Origin of the sequence: Nocardiopsis deserti, assembly GCF_008638355.1 — a bacterium.
Lineage (GTDB): Bacteria > Actinomycetota > Actinomycetes > Streptosporangiales > Streptosporangiaceae > Nocardiopsis > Nocardiopsis alborubida.
Genome location: NZ_ML703348.1, coordinates 543,069 through 556,885, shown reverse-complemented (window position 1 = coordinate 556,885; position 13,817 = coordinate 543,069). Strand labels below are relative to the sequence as shown.

Annotated in this window: 13 protein-coding genes; 7 read left to right on the top strand and 6 right to left on the bottom strand. The window is 73.3% G+C overall.

Translation table 11 applies throughout. The annotated features are described in order from the left end of the window. Positions 1-133: 133 nt before the first annotated feature. From FYW99_RS05145 to FYW99_RS05130, 4 genes are all read right to left on the bottom strand, one after another. Entirely contained in the window at positions 134-1,222 is a 1,089-nt protein-coding gene (locus tag FYW99_RS05145; RefSeq protein ID WP_150250676.1) for a glucosidase family protein, read from the bottom strand. Beyond that, positions 1,222-1,941, bottom strand: a complete 720-nt coding sequence (locus FYW99_RS05140; protein ID WP_150250674.1) for a class I SAM-dependent methyltransferase — start codon at positions 1,939-1,941, stop codon at positions 1,222-1,224. The genes FYW99_RS05145 and FYW99_RS05140 overlap by 1 nt, the downstream gene beginning before the upstream one ends. An 87-nt stretch (positions 1,942-2,028) precedes the next feature. Further along, entirely contained in the window at positions 2,029-3,420 is a 1,392-nt protein-coding gene (locus tag FYW99_RS05135; protein WP_150250672.1) for a glycosyltransferase family 4 protein, read from the bottom strand. Between the two features lie 134 nt (positions 3,421-3,554). Continuing rightward, the gene (locus FYW99_RS05130) at positions 3,555-4,577 is read right to left on the bottom strand and encodes an MBL fold metallo-hydrolase (RefSeq protein WP_150250670.1); all 1,023 of its coding nucleotides are present in this window, start codon (positions 4,575-4,577) and stop codon (positions 3,555-3,557) included. Positions 4,578-5,011: 434 nt separating this feature from the next. Here FYW99_RS05130 and FYW99_RS05125 point away from each other — a divergent pair, with 434 nt between their 5' ends. Then, the gene (locus FYW99_RS05125) at positions 5,012-5,623 is read left to right on the top strand and encodes a TetR family transcriptional regulator (RefSeq protein WP_150250668.1); all 612 of its coding nucleotides are present in this window, start codon (positions 5,012-5,014) and stop codon (positions 5,621-5,623) included. Between the two features lie 38 nt (positions 5,624-5,661). Here the strand turns inward: FYW99_RS05125 and FYW99_RS05120 are convergent, their stop codons facing one another. After that, positions 5,662-7,110, bottom strand: a complete 1,449-nt coding sequence (locus FYW99_RS05120; protein ID WP_150250666.1) for an RNA polymerase sigma factor — start codon at positions 7,108-7,110, stop codon at positions 5,662-5,664. A 133-nt stretch (positions 7,111-7,243) separates the two neighbouring features. After that, positions 7,244-8,242 (bottom strand): quinolinate synthase NadA, encoded by a 999-nt coding sequence (nadA, locus tag FYW99_RS05115; RefSeq protein ID WP_061083553.1) that lies wholly within the window; start codon positions 8,240-8,242, stop codon positions 7,244-7,246. A gap of 139 nt (positions 8,243-8,381) precedes the next feature. On the opposite strand from nadA, the gene FYW99_RS05110 reads away from it, so the two are divergent. The 6 genes from FYW99_RS05110 (at position 8,382) to FYW99_RS05085 (ending at position 13,790) form a co-directional block, all read left to right on the top strand. Next, the gene (locus FYW99_RS05110; RefSeq protein WP_017568104.1) at positions 8,382-9,113 is read left to right on the top strand and encodes an NUDIX hydrolase; all 732 of its coding nucleotides are present in this window, start codon (positions 8,382-8,384) and stop codon (positions 9,111-9,113) included. A gap of 129 nt (positions 9,114-9,242) precedes the next feature. Then, entirely contained in the window at positions 9,243-9,914 is a 672-nt protein-coding gene (locus FYW99_RS05105; protein WP_223838732.1) for an HAD family hydrolase, read from the top strand. 199 nt (positions 9,915-10,113) lie between these two features. Then, positions 10,114-11,223 (top strand): ATP-binding cassette domain-containing protein, encoded by a 1,110-nt coding sequence (locus FYW99_RS05100; protein WP_150250783.1) that lies wholly within the window; start codon positions 10,114-10,116, stop codon positions 11,221-11,223. After that, positions 11,220-12,134, top strand: coding sequence for an ABC transporter permease (locus FYW99_RS05095; protein WP_150250781.1), 915 nt, complete (start codon positions 11,220-11,222; stop codon positions 12,132-12,134). The genes FYW99_RS05100 and FYW99_RS05095 overlap by 4 nt, the downstream gene beginning before the upstream one ends. 2 nt (positions 12,135-12,136) lie before the next feature. Further along, positions 12,137-12,814, top strand: coding sequence for an ABC transporter permease (locus FYW99_RS05090; RefSeq protein ID WP_150250664.1), 678 nt, complete (start codon positions 12,137-12,139; stop codon positions 12,812-12,814). A gap of 76 nt (positions 12,815-12,890) precedes the next feature. Further along, a complete protein-coding gene (locus FYW99_RS05085) occupies positions 12,891-13,790 on the top strand; it encodes an ABC transporter substrate-binding protein (protein ID WP_150250663.1) in 900 nt (299 codons plus the stop codon). Positions 13,791-13,817: the final 27 nt, after the last annotated feature.

Here is a 13,817-nt window from a genome sequence, read left to right as displayed (position 1 = left end):
GCCCGACGCGACGACCTCTGGTGATGACCGGATCCGGTGGTGACCGGATCCGGTGAGAACGGGGAGGGCCCGGCGGTGCGCACCGCCGGGCCCTCCCCGTGTGTCGGGTTTTCCGTGTTCCGTCGGGCCCGCCCTAGTCGGCGGGGCCCCCGTCCCAGGTGTGCAGGAAGACCCGCGAGCCCGGTGTGGTCCCGGTGAGCGCGTCCACCGCCAGGATCACGGCGGCCGACGTCCACGTGCTGCGTTCCACCGGCCAGCGCACCTGCTCGGCGAACTGGTAGCCCGTCCAGTACACGCCGTCGTCGGCGTCGCGCAGGTGCTGCACGTCCCGCAGGAGGCGCACGCCCGCGTCCACGTCGCCGACGGCGGCCAGGGCCAGCACCAGCTCCGAGGACTCGGCCGCGGTCACCCACGGCTGGTCGCTCACGCAGCGCACGCCCAGCCCGGGCACCACGAAGCGGTCCCAGCGCTCGGCGATCCGCTCCTTGGCGGCGGTGCCGCGCACGGCGCCGCCCAGGACGGGGTAGAACCAGTCCATCGAGAAGCGCCTGCGGTCCGCGAACAGGTCCTCGTGCTCGTTGATGAGCACCGCGAGACGGTCGGCGGCGGCCGCCCACACCGGACGGGAGCGGCCCAGGCGTGCGGCCAGGGCGGCGCCGCAGCGCAGCGCGTGGTGCACACTCGCGCACACCGTCAGCAGCGCGTGGTCGCCGGGGGCCCCGTCCTCCGAGCGGGCCCACAGGATCTCCCCGTGCTCGCCGCGCAGCGCCAGGACGAACTCCAGGCCCTCCTCGACCACCGGCCACATCCGCTCGGCGAACGCGGTGTCCCCGGTGACGAGCAGGTGGTGGAGCAGACCCACCGCCGGGTAGGCGGCGTGGTTGGCCTCGCGCAGCCGCGTCACCGGGGCGCCCTGGCGGAACTTGGCGGGCCACCCGCCCCCGGGCGCGCGGCTGTCGGCCAGCCACAGGTAGGCGCGCCGGGCCGCCTCGGCGTGTCCGGGCGCGCCGAGGCCGGTCACGGTCAGGGCCATGGCGCACTCCACGTGGTCCCACACGTCGGTGTGCCCGCCGGGGAACCACGGGATGGCCCCGCTGTCCTCCTGGCAGCGCACGAGGTAGGAGGCCGAGCGGCGCAGCTGCTCGGCGTCGAGCACGCCGGGCAGGCTCAGGGCGTCGGCGCCGCGCGGCGATCCGGCCGTGGGTGCGGGGGCGACGGACATCAGACGGCGTGCGGTTTGCGCACGTACACGACCACGCTCTTGCCGATGACCGGGTTGAGCAGGCGCTCGGCCACGCGGGTCACCGCGGGGGCCTTGAGCATGTCCCACACCAGCATGTCGTGGTAGGCCTTGGCGAGCGGGTGGTCGTTCCGGTCGGTGCCCACCGCGCACTTGATCCACCAGTAGGGCGCGTGCAGGGCGTGCGCGTGGTGGTGTGGGCCGATCTCGAAGCCGGTGGCCTTGAGCTTGGCCTCCAGTTCGGCGCGCGTGTAGATGCGGATGTGCCCGCCCTCGTTGGTGTGGTACTCCTCCGACAGGGCCCAGCACAGGCGCTCGGGGAGGAAGCTCGGCACGGTCACCGCGGCGATGCCGCCGGGCCGCAGCACCCGGAACAGCTCCGCCATCGCGGCGGTGTCGTGCGGGACGTGTTCGAAGATCTCGGCCGCGACCACCCGGTCGAAGCTGGCGTCGTCGAAGGGCATGTCCAGGGCGTCGCCCTTGACGGTCTCGGCCCTGGCCTCCTCGGGAGCCTCGCCCTCGTGGCGCATCGCGGCGAACATGGTCTCGACCTCGGCGAGGTCGGCGACGTTCTGGTCGAAGGCCACGATGTCGGCGCCGCGTCGGTAGACCTCGAAGGCGTGGCGGCCGCCGCCGCAGCCCAGGTCGAGCACGCGGTCGCCCGGGCCGACGGGGAACAGGTTGAAGTCGACGGTGATCAGTGGAGGCTCCCTGGGGATCTGGCTCGGGGATCTGGGCTTTTGGCCCCGCGGCCGCGGGGTGGCGGGTCGCCGTGCGGCCCCGGTGTGTCAGGCGCCGTTCGCGCGGGCCCGCTCGGGCGCGGGCTCAGCGGGCCCGGGTGCGGGGCGCGTGTCTCCGTCGGCGGGGCGGCTCCCGCCGCTGCCGCCGGGGCGGTCCCCCCTCACGGCGTCGATGGTGGAGGCGTAGCGGCGCGCGGTCAGCTCGGCGACGGCCCTCCAGGTGAAGCGCTCCTGGACCCGGCGCCAGGCGGCGGCGCCCATGCGCTCGCGTTCGGCTTCGTCGTCGAGCAGGGCGGCGAGCGCGTCGGCGAGAACCTCGGGATCGCCCGGGGATACCAGGCGCCCGGCGTCCCCGTCGGTGCCCACGACCTCGGGCAGGGCCCCGGCGCGGCTGGCCACCAGCGGGGTGGCGCAGGCCATGGCCTCCACGGCGGGTAGGGAGAACCCCTCGTAGAAGGACGGGACGACCGCGACCTGCGCGCTGGCGACGAGTTCGGCCAGGGCGGTGTCGTCGATGCCGCTGACGAACTCGACGCGGTCGCGCAGGCTCAGCTCGTCCACCAGCTGGTCGGTGGGGCCGCCGGGTTTGGGCCTGCTGACGACGGTCAGGGTGATGTCGCGTTCGGTGGCGAGCTTGGCCGCGGCGCGCAGCAGGACCGCCACGCCCTTGAGGGGGCTGTCGGCGCTGGCGGTGCACACGATGCGCCCCGGTACGCGCTTCAGCTCGGGGCGCGGGTGGAAGTGGCGGGTGTCCACCCCCAGCGGGGTGACCTCCATCGCTGCGGGATCGACGCCGAACTCGCGGGCGATGTCGTCGGCGGAGGACTGGGAGGGCACCAGGATCGGGTCGAGCCTGCGGGCGACCCTGGCCTGCATGCCCACGAACCCGTACCAGCGGCGCTTGGTGAGTTTCTGTAGACCCCGGGCCTCGGCCAGTTCGATCCTGCGGTCCACGCTGATGGGGTGGTGGATGGTGGTGACCAGCGGCAGCCCGGCGGACCTGACGCCGAGCAGTCCCCAGCCCAGCGTCTGGTTGTCGTGGACGACGTCGAAGTCGTCCAGGCGGCGGCGCAGTTCGCGGTTGGCGCGCAGGGAGAAGGTGAGGGGCTCGGGGAACCCGGCGGTCCACATGGTGGCGACCTCGAGGACGTCGATCCAGTCGCGCCACTCGCGCACGGGCGGGGCCTTGAAGGGGTGGGCGTCGTTGTACAGGTCCAGGGAGGGGACCTTCTCCAGGGTCACGCCCTCGTCCAGGACGGGGTAGGGCTGGCCGGAGAGGACGGTGACCTCGTGGCCCAGGGCGGCCAGCTCACGCGACAGGTGGCGGACGTACACGCCCTGTCCGCCGACGTGCTGCTTGCTGCGGTAGGACAGCAGGGCGACGCGCAGGGGGCGCTCGGCACGGGGCCGTGGGCTCGGTGTGGTGCCCGACTGGGTCAAGAGTCCACCTCTTCGTTGGGTCGCGGGCCCGGTCGCCGTGGGCGCGGATGCCGTCGGCCGGTGACAGGCGCGCGCGTGCCCATGTTACTCGGCAGTTGTGTTCGGGCCGGCGTCGGGCCGGTTGGTAAGGGATCCTATGCCGGGCCTCCCGCGGTGGTGCTCCAGCGGGGCACGTCGTCGCGTCCGGCGCGGCGGGCGAGGCCGCGTTCCTCCAGGAGCCGCAGGTGGGCGGCGGTCTCGGAGGCGGCCATGTGGCGGGCCTGGACGCGCATGCGGTCCCAGGGGCGCTTCCAGGCGAGTCCGGAGGTGACCGCCCACAGCGTGGCGGGGCCGTCGGCGAGGAGGCGGACGATCTCGTCGAGCCGCTCCTCGTGGTGGGTCGTGATCTCCCGCGCGCGTGCGGTGAGCCCGAGGAAGCGCGTCTCGTGCGAGGGCAGGCACTCCAGGCGGTCGGCTCCGGGGAGGAGGCCGACGTCGCGCTGGGAGGCGAGGAAGGACCCCAGCGGGTCTCCGTCCTCGGACAGCAGGGGGAACTGGCCCACGTGCGGGGTGATGCGGGGCAGGACGTGGTCCCCGGTGAAGAGCCTGCCGCCGTCGGCCAGGTGCAGGCACAGGTGGCCGGGGGTGTGCCCGGGGGTCCACACGGCGCGCAGGTCGCGGCCGGGCAGGTCGACTGCCCCGCCGTCGGACAGGGCCAGGTCGGGGAGCGCGGGGGCGCTGACCAGGTCGCGGTCCTCCCGCAGGGCCCGCACGTCCTCCTCGGGGAAGCCGGAGCGGCGCAGTTGGTCGGCGATCCCGGCCAGCCGGGTCTGCGGGGGGACGGCGCGCAGGCGCTCGATGACGGCGATGTCGGCCGGGTGCATGGCGATCCAGGCGTCGGAGGCCGCGCGCAGGCGGCCGGCCAGGCCCGAGTGGTCGGGATGGAAGTGGGTGAGGACGGCGCCGCGGACCTGTTCCACGGTGTGCCCGGTCCGCTCGATGCCGCGGACGAGTGCGTCCCAGGCCTGGTCGTGGTCCCAGCCGGTGTCGACGAGGACGGGGCCGCCGTGGCCGGCGAGGACGTAGACGTAGGTGAAGCCGAGGGGGTTGCCCGGGATGGGCACCGGCAGGCTCCAGACTCCGTCTCCGAGGTCCTCGACGGGGGGCGTGTCGTGCATACGGGGGCGACCTCTCACTAGAAACCGAATCCGGTTCGATTCTAGGACGCGGACGGCTCCCGGGCGTGGGCGGGGCGGTACGGGGAGGAGCGGGCACCCGGGCCGTGGCGCGGGGCGAGTGGCGGGGCGGAGCGCGCGGGGGGAGGCGGGTGTCCGGACGCCCGGGGGAGGGGTGGTGTTCATGCGCGATACACAAATGAGAACAAATTCTACAAAGCCTGTCAGGTGATCCGAAAACCCCGGTGTCCTTTTCGTATTGCTACTGCTACGTCGGGCGATGAGGCGAGGATCATGGGCTTGGGCGGCCGTCTCGGGGGGAATTCGTTGGATAACGTGTTCTCGTAACAGCCGTCGCCTCTGGGTGGGCGTCGGCGACGGGCCTCAGTGCCGCGGCGAGCGGGCAGCGCGCGGGCTGACGACGAAGGGAAGATCCTGTGGCGGTGCAGGCGGCGAGCGGAACGATGTCACGAAGTCAGACCCAGCGCCGCAAGCGCATCGTGCAGACGGCGGCCGCGCTGGCCGTGCGCGGTGGTGTCGAGGCCATGCAGATGCGTTCGGTGGCCGAGCGCGCAGGGGTCGCCCTCGGCACGCTCTACCGGTACTTCCCCTCGAAGATGGACCTGGTCGTGGCCGTGGTCACCGAGGAGCTGGACCTGCTGGAGGGCGGTATCGTCCGCCGCCCGCCCACCGCCGACACCCCCGCCGAACGCGCGGTCGACGTCCTGCTGAGGGCCACGCGCGGGCTGATGCGCGAGCCCGAGCTGGCCGACGCGCTGGTGCGCTCGCTCATCATGGCCGAGGTCAAGATCGAGCTCGACGTGCGCATCTCCGACCTGGTGTGGCGGGTGGCCACCGGCAACCTGGAGGGCGCAGGTGAGGAGGACGGTACCGAGGTGGACCGCGACAGCACCGGCTACGTCCTGGTGGGCGCGCTGACCAGCGTGTGGATCTTCGAGCTGGTGGAGGTCCTCAAGGGCCGCCGCGACGTGGACGAGGTGGAGCGGCGGCTCCAGACCGCGGCCGAGCGCCTGCTCGCCCCCTTCTGACCCGCCTCCTTCCTCCCCGTCCAGGCGGGGAACCGGCGTCAGCCACCGCCGAAGAACAGTCCCAACAGCCCGTCGAGCAGACCTCTGTCGCCCCCGTCGCCGTCCCCGTCCTCCTCGGGCGGGTCGCCGGGGGCGTCGTCGTCTCCGGAGCCGCCCCCCTCGGGTGCGTCCGAACCGCCGTCGGACTCCCCGCCCCCGGTCGGCGGACTCGCCTCCCCGGCGGGCGGTGCGGGCGTGGTCCGCTCCGGAGCCGGGGCGGGGGCCTCGTGCCCGCCACCGCCGCTCTCCTGCTGCGGCTCCGTGCCGGTCTCCGGTCCGCTCGGCTCCGTCGACGCGGCCGGGGGCTCCGTGGTCGGTTCGACCTCCGGTTTGCTGTCCGCGCTGGTCGCGTCGGTCTCCACCCCCGGGATCAGCGGGCCGCGCCCGGCCTCGTCGGGTCCGGCGCCGATCATCGTCGAGGGGCCGCCCACGGTGCTGGCCCACGCCCACAGCGCGACCGCCAGCACCACGGTGGCCAGTCCGGAGACGGCGGGCAGCGACCAGCGGCGGGCGGGGCGCTCCCCGTCGTCGGAATCGTCAGTGGAGCCGGCTTCGGCGGCGGCACCGGTACGGGGCCCGGGTCCGGCCAGTGGGGTGACCGCCTCCTCATGCACCGGGTGGTCGCGCGTGGTCAGCCGGTCGCCGGGAAGGGCGCGGGGCGGCGCCTCGGGACCGGGCTCGGCCGCCTCGGCCTCCTCCTCGACCGCCCCGGCGGCGCGGGAGCGGTGTATCGGGTACCCCTCGCCGGTGAGGGGGTGCATCTGCGCGGCGACGCGCTCGCGGACGGCGCCGAGGCCGGGATCCGTGCAGGTGCGCACCACCGCCTCGCGCAGGTCGGGCGGCGGGCCGGGCGGGCGCAGCAGGGCCAGCGCCTGGGAGACGTCGTGCACCTGGGCGCGCCAGGCGGCGCTGCCCGGGCCGCCGGTGTCCCCGGCTCCGTCCGGTGCTCCCGCCTCCCGGGGCGCCCGGGAGGCGGGAGCGCGGTGTCCGTCCAGGTTCTCCGCGGCGCGGCGGATCGCCGAGCGGGTCAGCTCGCCGCAGATCTGGGGGTCCAGTCCCAGGACGCGCGCGACCGCGGAGGTGGGCAGCGCGTGCCGCAGGTTCAGCTCCACCAGTTCGCGGTGGCTGGCGGGCAGCCGGGCGAACATGCGGGCCGCCGGCTCCTCCGCGGGCACCGTGGCCAGCCGGGTGTAGGGGCTCACGTGGGCCAGGCCGCCGCGCTGGCAGGCCGAGCGGACCAGGGCGTACAGCCAGGAGCCGAGATCGGCCGGGTCCGCGCGCCGCGAGTCGAGGACGACACCGGCGACCAGGCCGTCGTGTACGGCCTCGGCCACCTGCCCGGTGTCCTCACCCAGCAGCGACCAGGCGTACCGGTACAGGGACGGCGCGAAGGCGTCGTAGAGCGCCTCGACCGTCGACGGTTCGCCTGGTTCGCTACCTCTGGTCACTTTTCTAACCCCCCGTTTCCCGTGACGGTAGCGAGGGGAGCAGCGACGCGTGGGTGAATCGTCTACCTGTGTCGTGAAGGTAAGACTTCTGTAACCTCAGGGTCGGATGCGGGACCCGGCGGTCGCGGATCGGCTACTCTCCGCCGCGTGACGGCGACCCGATGGCGATCATCCGCTCGACGGAGCGGCGGGCGCGCGCGGAGGTGTCGGCGTCGACCGTGATCTCGGTCGTGCCGAACCGCAGCGCGTTGAGCAGCTTGTCGGCGTCGATCATCTTCATGTAGTGGCACTCGGCGCGCGAGTTGACCGCCTCGAACTCCGTGCTCGGGTTGGCGTTGCGCAGCTGGTGCAGCATGCCGGTCTCGGTCGCGATGAGGACCTTCTTGGCGCTGGTGTTCTCCGCGGCGGTGAGCATCCCGCCGGTGGAGAGGACCTTGACGCGCTCCTGCGGGACGGCGCCGCTGCCCACGAGGTAGAGGGCGGAGGTGGCGCAGCCGCACTCGGGGTGGACGTAGACCTCGGCGTCGGGCTCGGCGGCGACCCGCTCGCGCAGGGTGTGCCCGTCGATCCCGGCGTGCACGTGGCACTCGCCCATCCACACGTGGATGTTCTCGCGGCCGGTGACCCGCTTGACGTGGGCGCCCAGGAACTGGTCCGGCAGGAAGAGGATCTCGCGGTCCTCGGGGATGGAGCGGATGACGTCCGCGGCGTTGGAGGAGGTGCAGCAGATGTCGGTCTCGGCCTTGACCGCGGCGGTGGTGTTGACGTAGGCGACCACGACCGCGCCGGGGTGCTCGGCCTTCCAGGCGCGCACGTCCTCGGCGGTGATGGTGTCGGCCAGCGAGCACCCGGCGTTGGGATCGGGCAGCAGGACGGTCTTCTCCGGGGCGAGGATCTTGGCGGTCTCGGCCATGAAGTGCACACCGCAGAAGACGATGGTGCTCGCGTCGACACCGGCGGCCAGGCGGGACAGCGCCAGGGAGTCGCCGGTGTGGTGGGCGACGTCCTGGATTTCCGGGCGCTGGTAGTTGTGCGCGAGGATGACAGCGTCGCGTTCCTTCGCCAGGCGGTGGACCTCAGCGGCCCATTCCTGCCTGGTCATGGTGTCCGCCGTGGCGGTGACCGGTGCCATGTCCAATTACTTCCTTGAGGCTGTGGGCAACGCCGTGCGGGCGCCGTGCCGGGGAGGGTCGGTGCGGATGGGAACAGGTTTTTGTCTGTCAGGCACAAACCTAGTGAAGCTTAACATGACGGGTAACGGAAGGGACAGGGTGGACATCCCTCAGGAAAACGGACAGGTCGCGGCGTCCGTCTGCTCCGCGTCCGACCACGCGGAGCTGTCGGTGCACGAGGCGCTCGCGGTCGTGCTCCAGATCCGTGCCGGAGAACTGTGCGTCCTGCTGTGGCGCAGGGCCCTGCCGCCCTGTGAGGGGGCCTGGGCGCTGCCCGGCGGCAGGCTCGGCAGAGGGGAGAACCTGGGCGCCTCCATCCGGCGCCAGCTCGCCCAGAAGGTCGACGTGAGGGATCTGTCACACCTGGAGCAGCTGGAGACCCGCAGCGACCCCGACCGCGTCCCCCGGCGCCGCACCCTGGCCACCGCCTACGTGGGGCTGGTCCCCGCCGACGTCGACCCGGTCGTGCCCGGCGACACCGGCTGGCACCCGGCCGCCGACCTGCCGCCCATGGCCTTCGACCACGCCTCCATCGTCCGCTCCGGGCGCCAGCGGCTGCGCGCCAAGCTCAGCTACACCAACGTCGGGTTCGCCCTCGCGCCGCCGGAGTTCACGATGTCGGAGCTGTCCGGCTACTACCGGGCCGCGCTGGGCCACGACGTGGCCGCCACCAACCTGCGCCGCGTCCTGCTGCGCCGCGGGCAGATCGAGGAGACCGGCCGCTCGGTGCCCTCGGGCCGCTCCGGGGGCAGGCCCGCCGCACTCTTCCGGTTCCGCGACCGCAGCCTCCAGATCACCGACGCCTTCGCGGTGCTGCGCCCGCCCAGCTGAGGCCCCGCGGGCGGGCCGCGCCGCCGGGAGCGCGCGGTGCCCGCACGGTGCGCGCCGCGGTCGCTCCCGGGCCCGCGGTCCTTTCCCCTGTTCGGGAACCGTCGTCGGCGGCTTGTACACTCCCTGACCGTGGCAATTCGTACTGCGGTGTTCGACGTCGGCGAGACACTCGTCGACGAGACGCGGATCTTCGCGCGCTGGGCCGACCGCTTCGGCATCCCGCACATGGCCTTCTTCGGGACCATCGGCGGCGTGCTCGCCTCCGGCGGCACCCTGACCGACGGCTTCCGCCTGCTCGTTCCCGGGTTCGACCTCGCGGCCGAGAGCGCGCGCTGGCGCGCCGAGGACCCCGACGGGGAGCGCGAGCACTTCGGTGCGGGCGACCTCTACCCCGACGTGCGCCCCGCCTTCGCGGCCATGCGCGCGTCCGGGGTCTCCCTGGTCATCGCGGGCAACCAGCCGCCCGAGGCCGGACCCGCCCTGACCGCCATGGACCTGGGCGTCGACGGCATCGGCATCTCCGACGACTGGGGCGTCAAGAAGCCCGAGCCCGCGTTCTTCGACCGCGTCCTGTCCCTGGTCCGGACCACCAGTCCCGGCGCGGACCCCGGAGAGATCGTCTACGTCGGCGACCGCGTCGACAACGACGTCCTCCCCGCCCGCGCCGCCGGGATGCGCACCGTCCTGCTGCGCCGGGGCATCTACGGCTACCGCCACGCCGCCGCCGAGGAGGCGGCCCGTGCCGACGCCGTCCTGGACGACCTGCACCAGCTCGCCGACTGGATCGGCCGTCAGGACTGAGGCGGCACGCCGAGGGGCCGGGCCGTGGGGCCCGGCCCCTCGGCGTGCCCACGCGGCCTTCAGCCCCGGTCCCGATACGGTCACGGCCTTCACCTCACGGTTTGACCCTCGCGCGCGCGGGTAACGTGCGAACGGCCTGCCCCGCGCCACGCTTCACTTTCCGGACCTTCCGGTTCCCCGAATGGAGACGACACCACCGATGATCGCGTTCGAGGGCGCCGCCAAGCTCTATCCCGACGGCACGGTGGCCGTCGACCAGCTGGACCTCACCGTCGAGACCGGCCAGACCACGGTCTTCGTGGGTCCCTCCGGCAGTGGCAAGACCACGTCCTTGCGGATGATCAACCGCATGGTCGAACCGACCGGGGGCACCGTCCGCATCGACGGTGAGGACGTGCGCCAGCGCGACCCCGCCGCACTGCGCCGCTCCATTGGCTACGTCATCCAGCAGGCCGGGCTCTTCCCGCACCGCACCGTGCGCGACAACATCGCCACCGTGCCCCTGCTGCTCGGCTGGGGCCGGGCCCGGGCCAGGGCGCGTGCCGCGGAGCTCATGGAACTGGTCGGTCTGGAGCCCGCCCAGGCCAGGCGCTACCCCCACCAGCTCTCCGGTGGTCAGCAGCAGCGCGTCGGCGTCGCCCGCGCGCTGGCCGCCGACCCGCCCATCCTGTTGATGGACGAACCCTTCAGCGCAGTGGACCCCGTCGTGCGCGCCAGCCTCCAGGACGAGCTCCTGCGCCTGCAGAAGGAGCTGCACAAGACCATCGTCTTCGTCACCCACGACATCGACGAGGCCGTCCGGCTCGGCGACCGCATCGCCGTCTTCCGCCCCGGTGGGAGGCTCGCCCAGTACGACACCCCCCAGCACCTGCTGGCCGCGCCCGAGGACGCCTTCGTGGAGTCCTTCATCGGCTACGACCGGGGCGTGCGGCGCCTGTCCTTCTTCCCCGCCGACAGGCTCTCCCCGCGCCAGGAAGCCGTCCTGGAGGACAGCGTCCGCGCGGGCGCCGCGACCGCCTCGCTCGGAGGCGAGCCCTGGGCCCTGGTCGTCACCGGCGACCGCATGCCCCTGGGCTGGGTCAGCGCGCGGACGCTGGCCGAGGAGCCCGCGGACACCGCCCTCGGCTCGCTCGAACTCGCACCCTACGGCCACACCTTCGCCGTCGGCACCGACTCCCTGCGCGCCGCCCTGGACGCGGCGGTGCTCTCGCCCGCGGGCCGCGCGGTCGGCGTCGACGCCGACGGGCGGGTGGTCGGCGTGGTCTCGCAGGACGACCTCGGCACCGCTCTGTGGTCGGTGACCGAGTGATCGCCGAGGCCGTCGCCGGAGTCTGGGACGTCGGGGCCGCGGCCGAGACCGGAGCCGTCGCCGGGGCGTGGGACTGGGTCGTGCGCGTCGTCGACTGGGGCGTCACGAACTGGAGCCACCCCGGCGACCCCGACCGGGGCGTCCTGCCCCGCCTGATCGAGCACATGCGGCTGTCCTACCTGTCCATCCTCATCGGACTGGCGGTCGCCCTGCCCCTGGGCCTGGCGTGCGCGCGCTGGAAGCCCCTGTACCCGCCGGTGCTGACCGGTGTGAACGTGCTCTACGCGGTGCCCTCCATCGCCCTGTTCTTCCTCATGCTGCCCTACACCGGGTTCAGCGACTGGACGGCCGTCGTGCCGCTGGCCCTGTACACCCTGGTGATCCTGCTGCCCAACGTCGTGGACGGGCTGCGCCAGGTACCCGACCACGTCCGCCAGGCCGCCGTCGCCATGGGCTTCGGCCCGCTGCGGCGCCTGCTGTACGTGGAGATGCCGGTGGCCGTGCCGGTGGTCATCGCCGGGCTGCGGGTGGCCTCGGTGGCCACCATCAGCATGGTCAGCGTCGCCTCGCTGGTGGGACTGGGCGGGCTCGGTCGGCTCATCCTCAGCGAGGGTTTCCGGCGCCAGTTCGACGCGCCCATCGTGGTCGGCATCGTGCTCACCGTGGCACTGGCGTTCGTCACCGACGCCGTGCTCGTGCTCGCCCAGCGCCTGCTCACCCCGTGGGCGCGCCGCGACGGCGCCGTACCGCGCCGCAGGCGCCGGGCGGTCGCGGCGGAGGCGGTCGCGGCGGATCCGGCGGTGGGCGCCGGTCCGGGTCCGGTCGCGGATCCGCTGGCCGGGACCCCGGCGGCGGACCGGCCGCAGGCGGGACCGAGGACCGGCACCGGTGACACGGCGGGGGAGAAGTAGCCATGGACATCCTCAACGACCTGGTCGCGTGGTTCGCCGACCCCGCCCAGTGGACCGGTGGCGCGGGCATCCCCGCGCGCCTGGGCGAGCACGTCTACTACTCGCTGCTCGGGCTGCTGCTGTCCTCCGTCGTCGCGGTCCCCCTGGGGCTGCTCACCGGGCACACCGGTGTGGGCGGCTTCCTCACCACCAGCCTCGCCAACTTCGCCCGCGCCCTGCCCACCATCGGCGTCCTGTTCCTCATCGTGCTGGCCGCCGGAATCGGGATCGTGCCCGTGCTGTGCGCGCTGGTGGCGCTGGCCGTGCCCCCGATCCTGGTCAACACCCACGAGGGTGTGCGCGGTGTGGAGCCCCGGCTCAGGGACGCCGCCGTCGGGATGGGCATGCGCGGCCACCAGGTGCTGCTGCGCCTCGAACTGCCCGTGGCCACACCGCTCATCCTGATCGGGATGCGCACCGCCGCCGTCCAGGTGGTCGCGACCGCGACCATCGCCGCCTATGTGGGGGTCGGCGGCCTGGGACGCTACATCGTCGACGGCCAGGCACGCCAGGACCTGACGATGATGCTCGGCGGATCGGTGCTGGTGGTGCTGCTCGCGGTCCTGACCACGCTCCTGTTCGCCGGACTCCGGCGACTCCTCGTCGCTCCCGGTCTGCGCCAGGCCGCGCCGCAGAGTTAGGCCGCGCCGCGGAGCCGGGCCACACCACAGAGCCGGGCCGGGTCACAGGGCCAGGCCACTCCAGAGAGAAGGTTCCATGTACAAGAGAATCGCCCTGCCCCTGGCCGCGCTGCTCCTGACCGGGTGCGGTGCCAGCGACCCCTACGCGGAGGAGGGCGGCGGTGAGTCCGGCGGCTCCGGCGACGCGGTCGTCATCGGCTCCGCCGACTTCCCCGAGTCCACCCTGCTCGCCGAGATCTACGGCCGGGCCATGGAGGCGGAGGGCGTGGAGGTCGACTACCAGCTCGGTATCGGCAGCCGCGAGGTCTACTACTCGCAGATCGAGTCCGGCAACCTGTCGGTGTTCCCCGAGTACAACGGCGCGATCCTGGCCTACCTCGACGAGAACGCGCCCACCGGCAGCAGCGAGGAGACCAACCAGAGGGTCACCGAGGCGCTGCCCGAGGGCCTGGAGATCCTGGACTCCTCCAGCGCGGAGAACAAGGACTCGGTCACCGTCACGAGCGAGGTCGCCGAGGAGCACGACCTGGTCAGTCTGGAGGACCTGGCCGACGTCGCGGGGGAGCTGACCCTGGGCGGCCCGCCGGAGTTCGAGACCCGCCAGCAGGGCGTGGTGGGCCTGGCCGACGTCTACGGGGTGGAGTTCGGCGAGTTCCGCTCCCTGGAGGTGGCGCTGCTGACCCAGGCGCTCCTGGACGGTGACATCCAGGCGGCCAACCTGTTCACCACCGACCCGCAGATCACCGCGAACGACTTCGTGATCCTGGAGGACCCGGAGAACCTGTTCGGCGCGCAGAACGTCACCCCGCTGGTCAACAGCGATCAGGTGGACGAGACCGCCCGGGGCGCGTTGAACGCCGTCTCCACCGCCCTGACCACCGAGGCCCTCACCCAGCTCAACGAGCGGGTGGTCATCGGCAACGAGAACGCCGCCGACGTCGCCCAGGAGTGGCTGGAGCAGGAGGGGCTGGTCTGAGCGGCCGGGTCCTGGCGGCGGTCGCGG

Bases quoted from the DNA above. Each gene is read 5' to 3' on its own strand.
- FYW99_RS05145 (WP_150250676.1), bottom strand. From the start codon at position 1,222: ATGTCCGTCGCCCCCGCACCCACGGCCGGATCGCCGCGCGGCGCCGAC.
- FYW99_RS05130 (WP_150250670.1), bottom strand. From the start codon at position 4,577: ATGCACGACACGCCCCCCGTCGAGGACCTCGGAGACGGAGTCTGGAGC.
- nadA (WP_061083553.1), bottom strand. From the start codon at position 8,242: ATGGCACCGGTCACCGCCACGGCGGACACCATGACCAGGCAGGAATGG.
- FYW99_RS05100 (WP_150250783.1), top strand. From the start codon at position 10,114: ATGATCGCGTTCGAGGGCGCCGCCAAGCTCTATCCCGACGGCACGGTG.
- FYW99_RS05090 (WP_150250664.1), top strand. From the start codon at position 12,137: ATGGACATCCTCAACGACCTGGTCGCGTGGTTCGCCGACCCCGCCCAG.
- FYW99_RS05085 (WP_150250663.1), top strand. From the start codon at position 12,891: ATGTACAAGAGAATCGCCCTGCCCCTGGCCGCGCTGCTCCTGACCGGG.